General features: G+C 55.0%; 19 protein-coding genes and 1 pseudogene. 8 read left to right on the forward strand and 12 right to left on the reverse strand.

Annotated elements, in window-relative coordinates:
* Positions 1-111: 111 nt before the first annotated feature.
* The 4 genes from BUA49_RS01530 to BUA49_RS01545 all read right to left on the reverse strand — a co-directional run bounded on the left by BUA49_RS01530 (position 112) and on the right by BUA49_RS01545 (position 4,147).
* The gene (locus tag BUA49_RS01530; protein ID WP_072795039.1) at positions 112-1,179 is read right to left on the reverse strand and encodes a TRAP transporter substrate-binding protein; all 1,068 of its coding nucleotides are present in this window, start codon (positions 1,177-1,179) and stop codon (positions 112-114) included.
* Positions 1,180-1,301: 122 nt separating this feature from the next.
* Positions 1,302-2,978, reverse strand: a complete 1,677-nt coding sequence (locus BUA49_RS01535; protein WP_072795040.1) for a methyl-accepting chemotaxis protein — start codon at positions 2,976-2,978, stop codon at positions 1,302-1,304.
* Between the two features lie 70 nt (positions 2,979-3,048).
* Positions 3,049-3,267, reverse strand: a complete 219-nt coding sequence (locus BUA49_RS01540; protein ID WP_072797572.1) for a DUF3565 domain-containing protein — start codon at positions 3,265-3,267, stop codon at positions 3,049-3,051.
* Positions 3,268-3,277: 10 nt separating this feature from the next.
* Entirely contained in the window at positions 3,278-4,147 is an 870-nt protein-coding gene (locus BUA49_RS01545) for a cation diffusion facilitator family transporter (protein WP_072795041.1), read from the reverse strand.
* 94 nt (positions 4,148-4,241) lie between these two features.
* Between BUA49_RS01545 and BUA49_RS01550 the strand changes: the two genes are divergently transcribed.
* The gene (locus BUA49_RS01550) at positions 4,242-5,123 is read left to right on the forward strand and encodes a LysR family transcriptional regulator (protein ID WP_072795042.1); all 882 of its coding nucleotides are present in this window, start codon (positions 4,242-4,244) and stop codon (positions 5,121-5,123) included.
* A 3-nt stretch (positions 5,124-5,126) separates the two neighbouring features.
* On the opposite strand, the gene rarD is transcribed toward BUA49_RS01550, so the two are convergent.
* Positions 5,127-6,017 (reverse strand): EamA family transporter RarD, encoded by an 891-nt coding sequence (rarD, locus tag BUA49_RS01555; RefSeq protein WP_072795043.1) that lies wholly within the window; start codon positions 6,015-6,017, stop codon positions 5,127-5,129.
* 113 nt (positions 6,018-6,130) lie between these two features.
* Here rarD and BUA49_RS01560 point away from each other — a divergent pair, with 113 nt between their 5' ends.
* Positions 6,131-6,511 (forward strand): rhodanese-like domain-containing protein, encoded by a 381-nt coding sequence (locus BUA49_RS01560; protein ID WP_072795044.1) that lies wholly within the window; start codon positions 6,131-6,133, stop codon positions 6,509-6,511.
* Positions 6,512-6,567: 56 nt separating this feature from the next.
* On the opposite strand, the gene BUA49_RS01565 is transcribed toward BUA49_RS01560, so the two are convergent.
* The 3 genes from BUA49_RS01565 to BUA49_RS01575 are packed head-to-tail and all read right to left on the reverse strand — an operon-like array spanning position 6,568 to position 8,661.
* Complete coding sequence (locus BUA49_RS01565; protein WP_072795045.1) at positions 6,568-7,008, reverse strand: hotdog fold thioesterase; 441 nt, start codon at positions 7,006-7,008, stop codon at positions 6,568-6,570.
* 47 nt (positions 7,009-7,055) lie between these two features.
* A complete protein-coding gene (locus BUA49_RS01570; protein ID WP_084063540.1) occupies positions 7,056-7,856 on the reverse strand; it encodes a substrate-binding periplasmic protein in 801 nt (266 codons plus the stop codon).
* 52 nt (positions 7,857-7,908) lie between these two features.
* Positions 7,909-8,661 carry a substrate-binding periplasmic protein gene (locus BUA49_RS01575; RefSeq protein WP_072795046.1) on the reverse strand — a complete coding sequence of 251 codons (753 nt, stop codon included), beginning with the start codon at positions 8,659-8,661 and terminating at the stop codon, positions 7,909-7,911.
* Between the two features lie 204 nt (positions 8,662-8,865).
* On the opposite strand from BUA49_RS01575, the gene BUA49_RS01580 reads away from it, so the two are divergent.
* The 3 genes from BUA49_RS01580 (at position 8,866) to BUA49_RS01590 (ending at position 11,461) form a co-directional block, all read left to right on the forward strand.
* On the forward strand, positions 8,866-9,549 hold the full coding sequence (locus tag BUA49_RS01580; protein WP_072795047.1) for a type 1 glutamine amidotransferase domain-containing protein: 684 nt from the start codon (positions 8,866-8,868) through the stop codon (positions 9,547-9,549).
* Between the two features lie 140 nt (positions 9,550-9,689).
* Positions 9,690-10,418: a MotA/TolQ/ExbB proton channel family protein gene (locus BUA49_RS01585; protein WP_072795048.1), complete on the forward strand. Its 729-nt coding sequence runs from the start codon at positions 9,690-9,692 to the stop codon at positions 10,416-10,418.
* Positions 10,415-11,461, forward strand: coding sequence for a peptidoglycan -binding protein (locus tag BUA49_RS01590; RefSeq protein ID WP_072795049.1), 1,047 nt, complete (start codon positions 10,415-10,417; stop codon positions 11,459-11,461). Before BUA49_RS01585 ends, BUA49_RS01590 begins: the two co-directional genes overlap by 4 nt.
* Here BUA49_RS01590 and BUA49_RS01595 read toward each other — a convergent pair.
* Positions 11,458-12,402 (reverse strand): ketopantoate reductase family protein, encoded by a 945-nt coding sequence (locus BUA49_RS01595; protein ID WP_072795050.1) that lies wholly within the window; start codon positions 12,400-12,402, stop codon positions 11,458-11,460. The genes BUA49_RS01590 and BUA49_RS01595 overlap by 4 nt on opposite strands.
* Before the next feature lie 81 nt (positions 12,403-12,483).
* Positions 12,484-13,596, reverse strand: a complete 1,113-nt coding sequence (locus BUA49_RS01600) for an S-(hydroxymethyl)glutathione dehydrogenase/class III alcohol dehydrogenase (protein WP_072795051.1) — start codon at positions 13,594-13,596, stop codon at positions 12,484-12,486.
* Positions 13,597-13,697: 101 nt separating this feature from the next.
* Between BUA49_RS01600 and BUA49_RS01605 the strand changes: the two genes are divergently transcribed.
* The 3 genes from BUA49_RS01605 (at position 13,698) to BUA49_RS01615 (ending at position 16,264) form a co-directional block, all read left to right on the forward strand.
* Positions 13,698-14,285 (forward strand): TetR/AcrR family transcriptional regulator, encoded by a 588-nt coding sequence (locus tag BUA49_RS01605; protein ID WP_072797576.1) that lies wholly within the window; start codon positions 13,698-13,700, stop codon positions 14,283-14,285.
* A 68-nt stretch (positions 14,286-14,353) separates the two neighbouring features.
* Complete coding sequence (locus tag BUA49_RS01610; protein WP_072795052.1) at positions 14,354-15,481, forward strand: alkene reductase; 1,128 nt, start codon at positions 14,354-14,356, stop codon at positions 15,479-15,481.
* Positions 15,482-15,514: 33 nt separating this feature from the next.
* Complete coding sequence (locus BUA49_RS01615) at positions 15,515-16,264, forward strand: SDR family oxidoreductase (protein ID WP_072795053.1); 750 nt, start codon at positions 15,515-15,517, stop codon at positions 16,262-16,264.
* 57 nt (positions 16,265-16,321) lie between these two features.
* On the opposite strand, the gene BUA49_RS18225 is transcribed toward BUA49_RS01615, so the two are convergent.
* Both BUA49_RS18225 and BUA49_RS18230 read right to left on the reverse strand, forming a co-directional pair.
* Complete coding sequence (locus tag BUA49_RS18225) at positions 16,322-16,819, reverse strand: methyl-accepting chemotaxis protein (RefSeq protein WP_267283710.1); 498 nt, start codon at positions 16,817-16,819, stop codon at positions 16,322-16,324.
* Between the two features lie 36 nt (positions 16,820-16,855).
* Positions 16,856-17,623 (reverse strand): annotated as a pseudogene (locus BUA49_RS18230) (PAS domain-containing protein); the annotation flags it as partial.
* Positions 17,624-17,670: the final 47 nt, after the last annotated feature.

Here is a 17,670-nt window from a genome sequence, read left to right on the forward strand (position 1 = left end):
CCCGTCGTTATACCTGGAACGCCCGATTTGAGCGGCGTTATCCATCTACGGGACGCATTCTGTCATGAAAGCGCCCGGGTTGCAGAAGCAACCCGGGGCCTTTGGAAGGTTTTATTGGTCAGCAACGCTGTCCAGGTAGGCTTTGTCTGAAATGTTGGTCCACTGGCGTACCTGCTCAAGGTACTCACGCTGGGACGTGATAATTTCCTTCGCCAGCGGGTCCTTCTCGGCCGCTTCCTTCAGGAGCTTGTTGGTGGCATTGCGCAGTCCCTCAATGACCTCCGGCGGGAAGGTCTTATGGGTGACATCCGGGTAGTCCGTCTTCATGCGAGCCCAGGCAACGCCACTCTCGTCATAGTTCTGGATGTACATGTCATAGGCAGCAAGACGCATGGCAACCCGAAGGATTTCCTGAAGGTCCTTGGGCAGGCTCTTCCAGGTTTTCTGGTTAACCAGAAACTGCACCTCGGCACCCGGCTCCTGCCAGCCAGAATAGTAGTACTTGGCAATCTGATGGAAGCCCATATCGAAATCCAGCGCAGGGCCAACCCATTCAAGGGCATCAATGGTACCGCGCTCGAGCGCGCTATAGAGCTCGCCTGGGGGAATATTGGTAACCGCAACACCCAGCTCGGACATGACTTCCCCCGCGAAGCCCGGGGTGCGCATCTTGAGGCCTTTCAGGTCATCCAGAGACTTGATCTCTTCACGAAACCAGCCACCCATCTGGCTGCCCGTATTACCGCCCGGGAAGGAAAGCAGGCCGTAAGGTTCATAGACTTTTTGCATCAGTTCCATACCACCGCCGTGGTAAAACCAGGCGTATTGCTCCGGGGCAATCATGCCGAACGGCACCGTGGTGAAATACATGGCATTGGGGATAGCGCCCTTGTAGTAATAGGATGCTGTGTGCCCCATATCGTACTGGCCATTGCGAACCAGATCGAAGATACCAAAAGGCGCCTTGTGCTTGTTGGATCCATCAATACGGATCTTGAGGCGACCGGCAGACATGGTTTCTGCCATATCAGCCATATGCTGGACAGCCTCACCCAGAATCGGAGTGTTTGGGCCCCAGGTCTGCGCAAGACGCAGAGTGAAGTTTTCCTCAGCCATGCTGAGTGAACTGACAGAGAGCAACAGCGTTGCCGCTGTGATTTTGAACAGACGAGTTATCATTGTTAGCACCATAAATCGAATTATTATGTTATATAGATATTGCCAAACGCCCCAATACTAGCCTGTGAAAGCCTTCCCGTCCAAAAGTAAACTGACCATCTGTACCTTCCGGGCAAACTGACTCAAACCTTGAACTGGCCCACAAGCTCCCTCAGGCTCTCGCCGAGGCGGGCCAGCTCATGGCTCGCCTCGTTGGTTTGAGTGACGCCGATATCACTGCGCTGTGCCGCATCGACAATGCGCACCACGTTCTGATTGATTTCTTCCGCCACCTGGCTTTGCTGCTCTGCCGCAGTGGCTATCTGGGTAACCTGGTCGTGAATCTGCCCGATTGATTTCTCGATTGTCACCAGGGCTCCCGTCGCGTGGTTAATACGCTCCACTGTCTCGGACGAGCGATCCCGGGATCGGTTCATACGGTCAACGGCGGAACGTGATTCGCTCACGAAGCCATCAATCATTTCCCGGATCTGATCTGCGGATTCCGCACTGCGCCGGGCAAGCTGGCGCACTTCATCTGCGACCACCGAGAAACCGCGGCCATGATCACCTGCCCGGGCGGCCTCTATTGCCGCGTTCAGCGCCAGTAGATTGGTCTGTTCGGTGACTGCCTGAATGACACCCAGAACCTTCTGGATATCGTCTGACTTTTCCGCCAGAGCGTTGATACTGAGAGCGCTTTCCTGAATCTCCTCAGACAACTTGTTTACCGCACCCTGAGCGCTGGCAATGGTTTCACCACCGTCTCGGGCCATGCGATCAGCATCCGATGCGGCGCCCTCAACTTCGCTGGCGTTACCGGATATTTGCTGGATAGTCGCAGCCATCTCATTAATCGCAGAGGCAATCTGGTCGGTTTCCGAGCCCTGCTCCTGCACCGACGCCCGCGTTTCATTGGCAACACGGCTCAACTCTTCCGCAGCAGACGCAACCTGATCCGTCGTGACGCCAACTTCCCGAATAGTTGTCTGAATTTTGATAACAAAGGCATTGAAACGGCGGCCCAACTCCGAAAGCTCATCACTTCCATCTTCCGGCAGGCGCTGCCGCAGATCACCCTCACCGTCAGCGATTTCCTGCATCATATCGCTGATGCTCTTCAATGGCTTCGTTACCGTGCGACCGACAGCAATGCCAATTACCAATGAAATGACCACAACGACGACGGTGACCAGCAGAATAAAGCCAAGGGTTGCGACTATATTTCCCTCGATTTCAACACGTGCCGCCGCGACCTTCTTGTCAATATCCGTCACGTAGACGCCGGCACCGATCATCCAGTCCCAACCCGGGATGATCGTGGAATAGGAAACCTTGGGCTCTTCGTTACCGGAAGCCGGGTTCATCCAATCATAGCCGTAGTAGCCTCCGGATTCCCCGGCATTGAAAAGATCCCCAACCAGCCGCTTGAGCGTGGGATTATTGCTCGGGCCTTCTTTGGACGGATCCGGGGCGTATGCCAGGTTGTATACATCACGTCTGTAAGCAAACACGTAGTTGGTTTTCTCAAACCGGATGGAGCGCAAACGCGACGCCGCTGCTGCCTTGGCCTCATCTTCCGTAAGTGCAGGATTATTTTTAGCCTCCAGCACTACCGCTTCTGCAGCATCAATCAGGTTCTTCAGACCGGCCTTCCGACCCTCCAGAAGACTTGACTCAAGGCGGTTTAACTCTGCCTCTCCATTGGCCTGTATCTGACTTACAGAAATCCAGGCGACGGTGGCCGCTGTAACCAATACAGGTATCAGCACGGCCAGAAGCAGGCGGGTTCGTATGCGCAGGTTGTTCAGCAAATTCATTACGGCAGATCCTCGGGAAGGCGTTGACTCAAGCTATTATCGACTGAACCCGAAATATCTTGAATACGACTTAGTCATAACCCTGCGCGAAATCCGCTGCCGCACTCTCTTCGCACTTGCGGCACTCGAGCTCAAAGCCAAGCATGGAGCGCCGCCCGGCTTCGTTTGTTACCCAAGGCCTGTTAACCCACGGCGGAGTATGACGTACATGCTGATTGTGACCGCAGGCAAGTCGGGCAACCCAGTGGCCTTGTTCATCTTTGTGGTATCCGGTGATCGGCTGTTTCATACCGCCCAAGTTAACTGACCAGGCTGCGTATGAAAATCGCCGGGCGTACCGGAAGATCTTCCAGGTGTCTTGAAAGATGCCATTTCAGGCGTTCTGCCCGTCCAGGCCAGTTGGCGGGAAGACTGATTTCCATCATCAGGTTGGGGCCAACCTTGGCCATTTTTACCTGTTCCGGAACAAGTCCTACCGAGCTCAGTGCTTCGTGGACTTCTTCCGCAAACTCTGCCGAAGGCGCTGCCAGCAAAAGCTCCCTTACCGCACCCACGGTCATTTTCACTGGCACAAGTATGAAGTAGGCAGAAATAATGATCATCATCACCGGGTCAGCATAAACCGCCCACGCCGACCACGCGCTCTGTTCAAGCCACCAGGCAATACCAAATCCGAGCAATACCGCTGCACTGAGAACAGAGTCCATAAACCACTGGCTCTGTTCGGCAACAACCAGGCCGGAAGACTCCTGACGTCCGGCCCATTTCAGATAAAGCCATACGACAGCACAGCCCAAAACACTGACGGCTGCAAAAACAAGCGCTCTGTCGGCACTTACGGCGCGCCCACCCTCAAGCAGTGCGGCAATGGCAGCGCCAAGCGAGAGTATGCACACCAGCGTTATCACCAGCCCTTTGATGGCAATTACCAGCGGCTCTGCGGCACCGCGACCAAACGGGTACTCTTTACTGGCAGGGCGGCGGACAATCCGCGCGGCGTATAGTGACAAAAGTGACAGCAGCAGGCTTACCAGTGAGTAGGCGCCATCAAACAGAATAACAAGCGAATCGATCCATAAACCCCAGGTAATACCGGCAAGAGCAAACAGGCCGGCAGCTACCGCAGACAAACTCAGCGCCATATTTTCCCGCGCTATAGACTTAAACATTTTGATCTCCCTTGAATTGCCGGCATATTATCGCTGCAGGCCCGACAATGTGAGTCGGTGACCGACGGAAAAACCGTCACCCAGGGAGATTGTGTTGAAAACATCGCAAGTAAGAGTGTTCCTGGCCGTGGTGCGCAACGGCACCATCGCATCGGCAGCCCGGGAGCTCAGCCGAAGCCGGACTACCATAAGTACTGCTCTCGCCGCACTGGAAGACGAGCTTGGAGTAGAACTGTTCGAGCGCAGCGGGAATCAGCTCCAGTTGACCACCGTAGGCCACGCCATCCTCACTGATTGCAGGCGGTTCGATCAGGTGGCCGGGCAGATTTTCGCACGCTGCCAGCACCACCTGAGCGGTGCAGAGTCGGTTTTGCGGATAGCCCGGGACGACTCGATTCCGGAACCTGTATGGCGCGACCTCCTGCGTCGTCTCAAGATCCGCTTCCCACAGACCAGTCTCTCTGTCTATCTGGCCACGCCCCGAGAGCTACCTCCCCTCGTTAAAAGCCAGTCAGTAGATGTGGCCTATGGCCTGATGCCGGCGCTTCTGAGCGAGGGCTATCAATGGTTCCGCGAGCTTGCAGATGTGCGCATGCTTACGGTTGCCGCGCCAGATCACCCGCTGAGCCAGCTGAAGCGGGTAACCCAGGACGATCTCATCAGCTATACAGAAGTCACGCTCGCGTCTATGCAGAATGACCGGCTGGAAGCCGAGTCTCCGGAAACGGCCAATTATCTGGCGTTTACCCAGTACGAGCTGATCCGGGATGCGGTTGTTGATAGGGCTGGCTGGGCCGACCTGCCCTTGCCTCTGATAGCGGATGCCCTGAAACGGGGGGAACTCAACATTGTCCACCACCGCAGCGCCAGGTGGTGGAAGGTGTTCAGCGCACTGGAATCCGAGCAGGCGCAGGGAGGTGCCGTTGTAGGATGGCTGGCTACTGAACTGGAACAGTATCTGGAGACCGTGGAGTAAGCCTTATGATGGTAAGGTCCTGGCACGCCCTGTCCAGGCCGACCACGAATAGATCCCCAGAGCCACCCAGATCATTATAAAACTCGTCAGCTTTTCGATACTAAGGGGTTCGCTGAACACCACCAACGCAATCAGAAACTGGATTGTCGGGTTGATGTACATAAGAAAACCAACAGTCGACAGGCGCAATCTTCGAGCAGCCCCGGCAAAGGCCAACAGCGGAATCGCCGTTACTGCCCCGCTGGAAATCAGCAAGAGCGTGATCGCTGCATCCTCCGAAAAGTGTGAAGCCCCGGCATAGCTCACGAACGCGAGCGCCAAGATAGCCACCGGCAGCAAAAGCAGCGTTTCCACAAACAGGCCTGAGAGCCCGTCCAGAGCTACCTGCTTGCGGAGCAGCCCATAAGTTCCGAAGCTGAACGCCAACACCAACGTTATCCAGGGCACAACACCCAGCAGCAACAGCTGATAGAGAATCGCAATGGTCGCCAGTGCCACAGCCACAATCTGTAACCGGGAAATACTTTCCTTGAGCACCAGCATGCCCAGGCCAACGTTTACCAGGGGCGTGAGAAAGTAGCCAAGACTGGCCTGCAGCACCTGCCGGGATTCCACGGCATAAATATAGACTCCCCAGTTCACTGCAATAAGCACTGCACAGCCTAAAACAAACCCGAGTTTTGCAGGCTGCGCCAGCGCTGTCCTCACGGGCTGCCAGCGTTGCAGGAAGGTGATAATAACCGCCAGAAAAACACAGGACCAGATCACCCGGTGGACAACCACTTCCCAGGCGGGTACACCCTCAAACAACGCGAAGTAAAGCGGGAAGCAGCCCCACATAGTGTAAGCAAACAAGCCGTAAAAAACGCCTTTGCGAGTTTCCTGCGCGGCCATACTAATAGCTTCCTCATGAAGTTGTGACATCGAATTTAACATACCTGGCGGGTGACGCGCCCGCGCAATATGGCTTAACCTCACAACACACACATAGTTAAGGAGAGCCTGCCATGAAAACAGCCCACGATTTTGTCGTTGAAGCCAGACAGCATATTCAGGAAATTTCACTGGAAGAGGCCGACAGCGCGATTCAGGCCGCAGACTTGCTGCTCGACGTCCGCGACGGGGACGAGTATCGACAGAGCCACGTTCCCCAGGCTACAAACATTTCCCGGGGCCTGCTGGAATTCAAATTCAGCAATGACCCGGCGCTGGCAAACCGGGATATGAAGATCGTGCTGTACTGCAAGACCTCGGGCCGCGCCGCACTGAGCGCACGAGCGTTACAAGAAATGGGTTATCTGCATGTGCAATCCATTGAGGGTGGGTTTGATGCCTGGCAAGAAGCAGGAAAGCCGACTGCCAAGCCAGAACTTCCATCGTTCGATTAACCTGTGCCGAGGCTGTTATAGCCCCGGATAACGACGAGCCCTGGTTTGGCGGAGGGTCAGTTTGAGAGGGTCTGCGGCCGCTTTGTAACTGCCATGGTCAGGCGCGAGATGCAGGTCGTTTTACCCGCCTCATTTTCCATGCGGATCTCCCATACCTGGGTTGCACTGCCAATATGGATGGGCCTGGCCGTTCCATAAACCCAGCCTTTGGTGGCTGGACGTATGTGATTGGCATTGATTTCGAGCCCGACTGCAACGGTATCCGGATCTTTCAGGCAATAGTTGGCGGCCATGCTGCCTAAGGTCTCGGCCAGAACCACCGATGACCCTCCATGGAGAATGCCAAAAGGCTGAACCGTGCGCTCATCAACCGGCATGCGGCCTGTCACGTAATCATCACCGATGTCGGTGTACTCAATGCCCATGTGGCTGACAGCCGTGTTAGCACTGGCTTTGGCCAGGTTTTCAAGGTTCGGTTTACGGGTCCAGATTGCCATGCTGATAAAAACTCTCTGACGAATTGAAAAGAAGTGTCTCTTAACCGTTAAGGCTGCAGAGACATGTAACGGGCCGTGTACTCAATGACAAGCTCGTCCAGGCGACCTGCATCAACCAGTGTATACAGACGATCTGCAATGCGTTCGCGGAACTCGAACGTGTTGCATTTCGAGTTCTTGGAAAACGTGAAAAAAAGCCCTTCATTGCTGACGGGTACATCCAGAGAGACAAACTCTTCTGCCAAGCCCATACGCTGAAGCTTTACCTGCCCCTGCAAGCGCTCATACAAAACGTAATCCACACGCCCGGCTAATGCCATCTCAAAGGATTGTTCAATGGTTCTGACACCGACAATCTCCAGATGCTTTTCAGCATAGCGGTCAAAACCCTGCCCAAAACTGTTATTGATCAGTGTACTTCCTTGTTTGCCTTTCAGGTCCGGCCAATGGCGATAGTCAAACACCTGACTTTTGGGTACCCAGACGGCGGTGGGAAGATGAGTAAAAGGTGGTAGCAGATAATCCATGTGCCGGATACGCTCTGAGGTAATGAAAGCACCGGCAATCATATCGAGTTCACCCACTCTGGCAAGGCGCTGAACCCGCGCCCAGGAGCCGAGGCTCCGAACCTCAAGTTTCACTCCAAGAGGCTCAAGAATTTCCTGCAGCAAAGCTATTGCTGCACCCGTAAGCTGCTCAGGCGCTCGAGAATCTTCCCACAGCAGAGGTGGATACTCCGGGTTGCCGCTCACCGTCAGCGTTTTGCAGGACAACTCTGCCGCTCCTGCGTTGCAGGAAACCGTCAGGGCTAACAGCACAGGCAGGAGCACGCTGACGATGGTAGACATCTTTTTCCGGGAGCCTGACAAGTGAACGATCATCCTGTTTTGCCTTGAAGGATCATTGAGCGTACTGATCCATATACTTCAATACCAGATCTTCGTAAATGCCTTCAGCGACTATCAGCTTGAGCGCTGCGCGTATGTCGTCTGAATACTCCAGCACCGGCGACGTTTCGGCAACTGCAATCCAGGAGCGTTCCCCGGGCATAAAAAACGGAGACACCTTAACTGACAGACCAAGCTCGCGAACCGTATACAACCCTATAAGTTCCGGGGCAACAACAACATCCAACCGGCCTTTTTCCATCATCAGCATCAGGTTCTCATACCGCGGGGCAGCTTTTTTAAGCAGCAATTCATCGTTATCAAACCGATTGAAGTAGCTGGAACCCTCAAGCACACCTATGGTTTTCCCGTAGAGATCCGAGTAACGCTCAATACGGCCAGAATCTTTGATATACAGGAACAACTTGCGCTCCGGCGGGAACGCCGGCGCAACAAACTCCATCATATCGTCCCTCTCCGACGTCTTTAGGGCTCCAAGCATGACGTCTACCTCGCCCTGTCGCATCATCTTCAGAACGCGTCGGAAAGGGGCTTCCCGATAATGGCTTTTCCAGCCCAGCCGATCCGTGATTTGCCGGAAAATCTCTACGTAAAGACCTGTGGGTGGCCCGCCTTCGATAATCCGATACGGTGGCGCATGATTAGCGCCCACCGTGACTGTCAGGCCACGGACTGTCTCCGTCCCCTGCTGGGCGCTCGCAGAAAGAGTCATCGCCGCAAACAAAACGGCAATCAGTATCCGCATTATCTATTGCCCCTCCACGCCATTTAAACCAAACACTTGCAGTGAACTGCTCACAGTATAGACGCTCTCAGATCTGTGAAAGGCCAGGCTGCGTAAAAAGACGCGCATCACCATGGTTGAATTAACAGGCTAACAGCACAAGAAAAGGTAGCAGAGTTGGTAATAACAGGTCACTTTCACTTCTCAACGTAAAGGACGAGCACTATGAACATTCTCATGGTTCTGACTTCCCACGACCAGATGGGCGATACCGGCCACAAAACCGGCTTCTGGCTGGAAGAATTCACCGCACCTTATTATGTGTTCCGCGACGCGGGTGCAGACATCACAATCGCGTCACCAAAAGGCGGCAAGCCGCCGGTTGACCCCACCAGCGAAGCCGACGAAGCCTTGACAGAAACTACCCGCCGCTTTGAGGGCGATGCTCACGCCAAAGAAGCACTCGCCAGCACCAAAAAACTCGGCGACGTTGACATGAACGGGTTCGATGCCATCTTCTACCCGGGCGGCCACGGCCCTCTGTGGGACCTGGTAAACGACGACAAGTCTGCTGCTCTGATCAAAGCTGCCTACGAGCAGGATAAGGTGATTGGCGCTGTCTGCCACGCGCCGGCTGTTTTCAAAAACGTAGAGATCAAGCCGGGGCAGAACCTGGTTGGCGGTCGCCAAGTCACCGGCTTCAGCAACAGTGAAGAGGAAGCGGCTGGTCTCACAGCGATCGTACCTTTCCTGCTCGAGGACATGCTGAAGGAAAACACCGCAACCTACTCCAAGGGTGACGACTGGGCTCCGCACATTGTTGTGGATGGCAAGCTGATTACCGGCCAGAACCCGGCTTCATCTGAGGGTGCTGCCAAGGCAGTGGTTCAGGCACTTCAGCAAGGCTGAAATCCGTAATACCTGCCCCCGGCGTGGCAGTTTGCCTCGCCGGGGAACCCTCACTCACATAATCTCCTGCCAATTAAGCACCAACATCCGCCAGTCTGTGCTAACGTCTTGAAGAACATCTCAAAAGGCTGGCTTTTTTTATGAGTAATCCAAAACATACCCTTTTCTGGATGACCTTTTTTCTGGCGATTGTTGCCGTCGTCGGCGTGTTGGTCCACAAACCTCTGACAACCGCATTTATGGCGAACTGGGTCTTCAACCTGTTAATTGTCGGCGTTTTAATAGTCGGCATCGGCCTCACTTACCGTCAGGTATTCGTTTTATTCCCCGAACTGCGCTGGATCTCCCAGTTCCGCACCGGCCATTCCGGCCTTTCGGTGCTGGAGGAACCCCGCTTGCTCAAGCCGTTGGCGCGGCAGTTGGGCGAAGACTCCAAGCGTGATCGTTTCACGCTCTCTACCATGTCGCTTCGAACGGTTCTGGATGGCATTCATTCCAGGATGGACGAACAGCGTGAAATCACCCGTTACTTCATCAACCTTCTGGTATTTCTGGGGCTTTTGGGCACCTTCTGGGGTTTGCTGGGCACCATCAATGCGGTTGGCGAGGTGATTACCAATCTGGATATGGGACAGGGTGATTTCGGCAAAGTATTTGCAAACCTTCAGACCGGGTTGTTAACGCCCTTGCAGGGAATGGGCACGGCATTCAGCTCATCTCTGCTCGGTCTTGGTGGATCGCTGATACTGGGCTTTCTCGATATCCAGGCCGGCCATGCCCAGAACCGTTTCTATGACGGGCTGGAAGAATGGCTTACTGGTGTTACCAACCTGCTGGATCCATTCACCAGCAATGAACGCCAGCCATGATCGGTTCAAGACGCCGAAGCCGAAGCACCACCAATGTCTGGCCGGGGTATGTAGACGCACTCTCCGCCCTGCTTATGTTGGTGATCTTTATGCTGCTGATTTACGTGGTCAGCCAGCTTTTCCTGTCCCAGACACTGTCTGACCGCAACTCCGAACTGGCCCGTCTGAACCAGCGGCTCAACGAAATATCAGAGTTGTTGGGGCTGGAACAGAGCAAAACGGAAGCCATGGAACAGCAAATGCTCACCGTGCAGAGCAACTTCAGCGACAGTCTGGCCCAAAATGAAGGCCTGCAAGAGCGACTGGACGCCTCCCGCAATCAGTTAATGCAGCAGGCCGCCGATGCCGAAGCCCGGTCAGAAAGACTGGCGAACATGAACCGGGAGCTGGATGATCAGGACGAACTGTCCATCAGCCAGCAAAACATGATCATGCGGCTATCCAATCAGATTGCATCGCTTCAGAACCAACTGCGGCAAATAACCGCTGCACTGAAACTGCAAAAAGAAATGACTGCAGATAAGGACGGTGAACTGGAAAACGTCAGCCGGCGCCTAAACACCCTGCTGGCTGAGCGGGTTAACGAGCTGGAGCGTTACCAGTCCGAGTTCTTCTCACGGTTGCGAAACATTCTGGCCGCCAATGAAAACATCCGCATTGTCGGGGACCGCTTTCTGTTGCCATCCGAGTTGCTGTTCGCTTCCGGTTCAGCCCGGCTCGGAGCAGAAGGCAAGCAAGAACTCGACAAGCTGGCCGGAGTGCTTCTGGACGTGGTTAAAACGATCCCCCAAGACCTTGAGTGGATTCTGCGCATTGATGGCCATACCGACCTGATTCCCATCAATACACCGCAGTTTCCCTCTAACTGGGAGCTTTCAACCGCTCGCGCTGTGGCGGTAGTCCGCTACCTGGCAGATCAGGGCGTGCCGCAAAACCGCATGGTTGCGGCAGGTTTTGGTGAGTTCTTCCCGGTGGCAAACGGCACCACACCCGAAGCCTTACAGGAAAACCGGCGCATCGAAATCAAGCTGACCGACCGCTAACCCAAGCCATGCTCCAGGAGAGCATTAACGGTGCTGGTATAAGGTGCGTCGATACCGAGGGCTTCCGAGCGGCGAAGGACCGCGCCCGCAATGCTGTCCAGTTCCAGCGGGCGGCCCTTTTCCTTATCGACCAGCATGGAGGTTTTGATCGCGTTAAAGCTGCTGATCAGCCCGAACATCTCGTCGACATCCTCTTTTCCAAGGTCCAGGCCGTCGGCCTTTGCGGCAGCCGCTGTTTCCGCCATCATGCCATACACAATGCGGCTGAACTGCGGGTGCCGGGTCAGGCTTTGTGTATCCAGCCTGGTGAGGGCCGAGATCGGATTAACGCCATTATTGATGACCAGCTTACGCCAGAGTTCGTAGCGAATATCATCCGAAATCGTCGTAGGAATTCCCGCCTTTTCAAAGGCACTCTGCAGGATTTCCAGAAGCGGGCGACGGGCATCCTGCTCGTCAGGAACAGACGGCCACTCGCCCATGACAATCTGAGCCGCACCTTCTGCCTCAACCACACCTGGCGCAACAATATGGCCACCGATACGTACCGCTAATCCACCCAGAACGCGGTTTTCGCCCAGTACCCGAGCAATCATGGGCTCGTTGTCCACACCGTTCTGCAACGACAGAACCGGCACGTCACTTTGCGCCAGCCAGGTACCAAGCTCATACAGCACCGCCTCTGTGGCCATGGATTTTAGACCAATGACAATCACATCAAAATCGCCAGGCTGGTATTTCTGCATCAGGGCAGCATGGTCAACAGCCGGAACCCGGCACTTTATCAGCCGCTCTTCATAGTGAACCATCAGGCCCTTTTTCTGCAGGGCTGCAAGATGCGCACCTCGGGCAGTCAGGACAACCCGGTGGCCGGCCTCAGACAACCGTGCTCCATAGTATCCGCCAATACCACCTGCGCCGATCATGAGTATGCTGAGCATAACAGGCCTCTTTATCCGTCCTTTTTTCTGATAAGGATCCGGGCTACTGACTCCGTTAGCCCGGACACACCAAGCGTAAGTTTAAAAGTGAATCACAGTCCGGATGCTCTTGCCCTCATGCATCAAATCAAATGCTTTGTTGATGTCTTCCAGCGGCATCTCATGGGTGATGAACACATCCAGGGGAATCTCGCCCTTCTCGGCTTTTTCCACATAGCCCGGCAGCTCCGTGCGGCCTTTAACGCCACCAAACGCAGAACCTTTCCAGACCCTGCCGGTAACCAGCTGGAATGGGCGGGTACTGATTTCCTCTCCTGCACCGGCGACACCGATGATGATGGACTCACCCCAACCCTTGTGGCAGCACTCCAACGCCGAACGCATGAGCTTCACGTTGCCAACGCACTCGAACGAGTAATCCACACCACCATCTGTCATCTCGATAATAACTTCCTGGATCGGCTTGTCGTGGTCCTTCGGGTTCACCACATCGGTTGCACCCAACTGCTTGGCAATGTCGAACTTACCGGGGTTGATATCAACGGCAATAATGCGGCCGGCCTTGGCCATTTTGGCACCGATAATCGCCGCCAGGCCAATGCCACCAAGGCCAAAAATTGCAACCGTTGCGCCTTCCTCAACTTTGGCAGTATTCAGCACCGCACCAATACCGGTAGTTACGCCACAACCCAACAGGCACACCTTATCCAGGGGTGCCTCTTTGGGAATTTTGGCCAGGGAAACTTCTGGCAGAACGGTGTATTCAGAGAAGGTTGAGCAACCCATGTAGTGATACAACGGCTCGCCTTTATACGAGAAACGGGATGTGCCATCCGGCATTACGCCCTTTCCCTGGGTTGCGCGAACGGCGCTACACAGGTTGGTCTTGCCGGAGGTGCAGAATTTGCACTTGCCGCACTCGGCGGTATAAAGCGGAATCACGTGATCACCGACCTCAAGGCCGGTCACGCCTTCGCCAAGGGCCTCGACAATGCCGCCGCCTTCGTGGCCCAGAATGGTCGGAAACAGGCCTTCCGGGTCGGCACCTGAGAGCGTATAGGCATCGGTATGGCACACGCCGGTCGCCACAATACGCACCAGGACTTCGCCTTTCTGGGGCGGTGCGACATCCACTTCCACAATTTCCAGCGGTTGATTGGCAGCAAAGGCTACGGCGGCACGGGATTTAATCACAGGATATCTCCTTGCGGGCAGAGTTACGGTTAAAAGAGTTACGGTTATTTCGGATACCGAGAGTTTGACGGATTCTAGACGACCGGTCTAGTATGGAAGCCATGACAACGAACGACACACGCAATCTCATCATTCAGACAGGCGCCGACCTTATCGGCACGAAGGGCTTTGGTGCAACCGGCATCAATGGCATCCTGACTGTTGCCGGCGTGCCCAAAGGGTCGTTCTATCACTATTTTAGCAGCAAGAATGACTTCGGCCTTGCAATCATTGATACGTTCGCCGAGGAATACAATGCGAAACTGGATCAGATTCTCAATGACAGCAGCCGTTCCTGCGTTGATCGTCTGCGCGCCTATTTCGATACTGGCTTTGACAACATGGCCAGCTGCAACTGCACCCGTGGCTGCCTCATTGGCAATCTGGGCCAAGAGCTGGCGGGGCAGAACGAGATATTCCGTGTTCGACTGAACAAGGTGTTCTCCGGCTGGGAAAAACGCTTTGAACGCTGCATTGCCGAAGCACAGAGCGCCGGTGACATTAGTGCCGGCATTGATTCCCCGGATGCAGCCAGCTTTCTGCTGTCTGGCTGGGAAGGCGCCATCCTGAGGTCCAAGGTTGTGAAATCAACAGAGCCGATGGAGCGATTTGTCCGCGTCTTTTTCAAGCAGTGCCTTGGCATCGGCTAATTTTTTTTCGCACACTCTCTAGTAGACTGGTCTAATTAATATTAATTCATTCACGAAGAGACTGTTTTATGCGCAATCAACAACAGAATGATCCGTTATTTCAGCCATTTAATATGGGCGATCTCACGCTGCCCAACCGAGTCCTGATGTCTCCGCTGACCCGTTCGCGCTCAAGCCAACCGGGCGATATCCCGAACGACATGAACGCGCACTACTACCAGCAAAGAGCAACCGCAGGACTGATTTTCAGTGAAGCGACTCAGATCTCGCCCCAAGGCAAGGGCTACGCATTCACACCGGGCATTCATTCTCAGGAACAGATTGATGGCTGGAAAAAGGTCACCGGCGCAGTGCACATTGCCGGTGGTCGCATCCACATGCAGTTATGGCATGTGGGCCGCATTTCCCACCCGGACCTACAGCCGAACGGAAACCAGCCAGTCGCTCCCTCAGCCATCAAGCCGGAAGGCGCCAAGACCTTTATCAGTGCCGATTCCGGCATGGTGGATGTGCTCGAACCGCGGGCACTGGAAACCGCCGAAATGGCCGATATTGTTGAGCAATATCGCCAGGGTGCACTGAACGCGAAGGAAGCCGGGTTTGATGGTGTTGAGGTCCATGCCGCCAATGGTTATCTGCTGGACCAGTTCATCAAAAGCGGCAGTAACCACCGCACCGACGAGTTTGGTGGCTCTCTGGAAAATCGCCTGCGCCTGCCGCTGATGGTGATCCAGGCCGTGATTGATGTGTGGGGCAAAGACAAGGTAGGCGTTCGTGTTGGCCCAACCGGAAGCTTCAATGGCATGTATGACGACAACCCGATTGAAACCTTTGGCACCTTTGCCAAACACCTGAACGACCTGGGTATCGCTTACCTCGAGGTGGTTGAGGACTCCTTCCAGGGCAATCACGCCAACGGCCGCCCGGAAGAAGTGATCGATGCGATCCAGAACGTTTTCAAGGGCACCTATATCGCCAACGGCGCCTATACCGCTGAGGAAGCCCGCACCCGTATCAGCGAAGGGCGTTGCGACCTGGTGACCTTCGGCCGGCCGTTTATCGCCAACCCGGACCTGCCAGAGCGCTTCCGCCAGAATGCCCCGCTCAACGCGTGGGATGACAGCACCTTCTACGGTGGCGATGAGCACGGCTATACCGACTATCCCACGCTGAAAGAACTTGAAGCTAACGCCTGATCAGAATTTTTTGATCCAGACAGGAGAAAGACTATGAGCAACACCAACGATCCGATTAACAGCAAGGTTGTCATCATTACAGGTGCCAGCAGCGGTCTGGGCGAAGCCACCGCCCGTCGCTTGGCCGATCGTGGCGCCAAACTGGTGCTGGCAGCCCGCAGAGAGGACCGGCTGAAGTCTTTGGCTGAAGAGTTGACAGCGAAAGGTGCAGACGTCTTGTGGCAGGTCACCGATGTCACAGATCGCCATCAGGTAGAAAAGCTGGCTGCAGCCGCCAGGAAAACCTTTGGCCGTATCGACGTTCTGATCAACAACGCAGGCCTTATGCCCCTGGCACCGCTGGATGCCCTGAAGGTAGACGAATGGGAACAGATGATAGACGTCAACATCAAGGGCGTCTTGTATGGCATTGCTGCCGTGCTGCCGACCATGCGGGAGCAGCATAGCGGGCACGTGATCAATTTGTCCTCAGTAGCCGGACACAAAGTGTTCGCGGGCGGTGCGGTTTACTGCGCTACCAAGTACGCGGTCAAAGCGCTTTCAGAAGGGCTACGCATGGAAGCCGGTGACGAAATTCGCAGCACCAACATCTCACCTGGCGCGATAGCCACCGAGCTGACCAGCACCATCACCGACCCCAATGCTGCGGAAGCGGCGAAAGAACTCTACAAAGTCGCCATCGACGCCGATGCGGTCGCCCGCGCCATTGTCTACGCGATTGAGCAGCCGCATGACGTGGATATCAACGAGATCATCCTGCGTCCTACGGCTCAGGAGATGTAAACCCGCTTCCAGGTTTGAAATGTTCCGGGCGCTGACCCTGTCCGCGCCCGGAACAAGCTAACGGCCAATAGCACCGATGGCATCTAGAACCTGGTCTGCGCCATCGTGAATTTCCGCCACAATAAGCTCCACTTCAGCGACCTGTTGCCAGCCCTCTGCCGCCACTGCCGTGACGCTATCAATCTGCTTTTCGACACCCCCCGACAGCTCCAGGATGGCCGCGATTACGCCCTCAATTTCTTTTGTTGCAGCCCCGGTATTGGCCGCCAGTTTTCGTACTTCGTCAGCGACGACGGCAAAGCCGCGACCATGCTCACCGGCTCTTGCGGCTTCGATCGCCGCATTAAGCGCAAGCAGGTTGGTCTGATCTGCCACACCGGCGATCGTATCGACCATCTTCTCAATGTTCTGGGAACGTTCGTTCAGCTCCGCAATAATAACCTTGGCCTTGTCGACGCCACTTGCAATCTGTTCAGACGTGACCTTTGATTGCTGAAGCGCATCACGAGCGCGGCTGGCAACGCTGGCGGTCTGGGTGGCCGTGGCCGAAGCCACCGAGGCCGCCTCCTGGGTCTGATTCGCTTTTTCTACCCGCTTGGTAATGTCACTGGCGAACTTAATCACCTTCTCGACACGACCGTCTTCATCAAAAATCGGGTTATAGCTCGCCTCCAGCCAGACATCGCCACCATTAGCGTGCAAGCGACGGAACTGGCCACTTTCCAGTCTGCCGCTACCGAGACTCTTCCAGAAGCCGGGATGCTCCCTGTAGAACGACTCGTCACAGAATATCCGATGGTGCTTACCCGCTATTCGTTCCAAAGAATATCCCATCGTATTCAGGAAATTCTGATTCGCTTCGAGGATGGTACCGTCAGGCTTGAATTCGATAACCGCCATGGACCGGTTGATAGCGTCAAACATCGCTCGCTGGTCACGCATACGATTGTGTTCCGGCGTAACATCAGACGCGATCTTCATCACTCGGTCCACGGCGCCGGTGGCGGACTTTACGGGAAAGTAAGTCGCCTCCAGCCAGACTTTCCTGCCACTTTTGGCAAGGCGGGGGAAAGTGCCTGAGTGCGCACGACCACTTCGCAGAGTCTCCCAGAGTGACCGATACGTGGCAGAGCTGGAATAATCCTGGTCACATAACATCCGGTGATGCTTGCCAATGACATCCTGTCGTTGATAACCAACAACCTCGAGAAAAAGATCGTTGACGTCAAGAATCAGTCCGTTGGGAGAAAATTCGATGGTGGCAACGGCGGCATTAATCGCCTCCTGAACGGCTGCAACTCGGTTGGCTCGCTGCTCAGAGGCAGCCATTTGATCTTTTCGTTTCTTACTCAGGAACATGGTGGTTCTCGATATTAAACTTTGCTGGCAACACCCGGTAAAATGGC

Origin of the sequence: Marinobacter antarcticus (assembly GCF_900142385.1) — a bacterium.
GTDB lineage: Bacteria > Pseudomonadota > Gammaproteobacteria > Pseudomonadales > Oleiphilaceae > Marinobacter > Marinobacter antarcticus.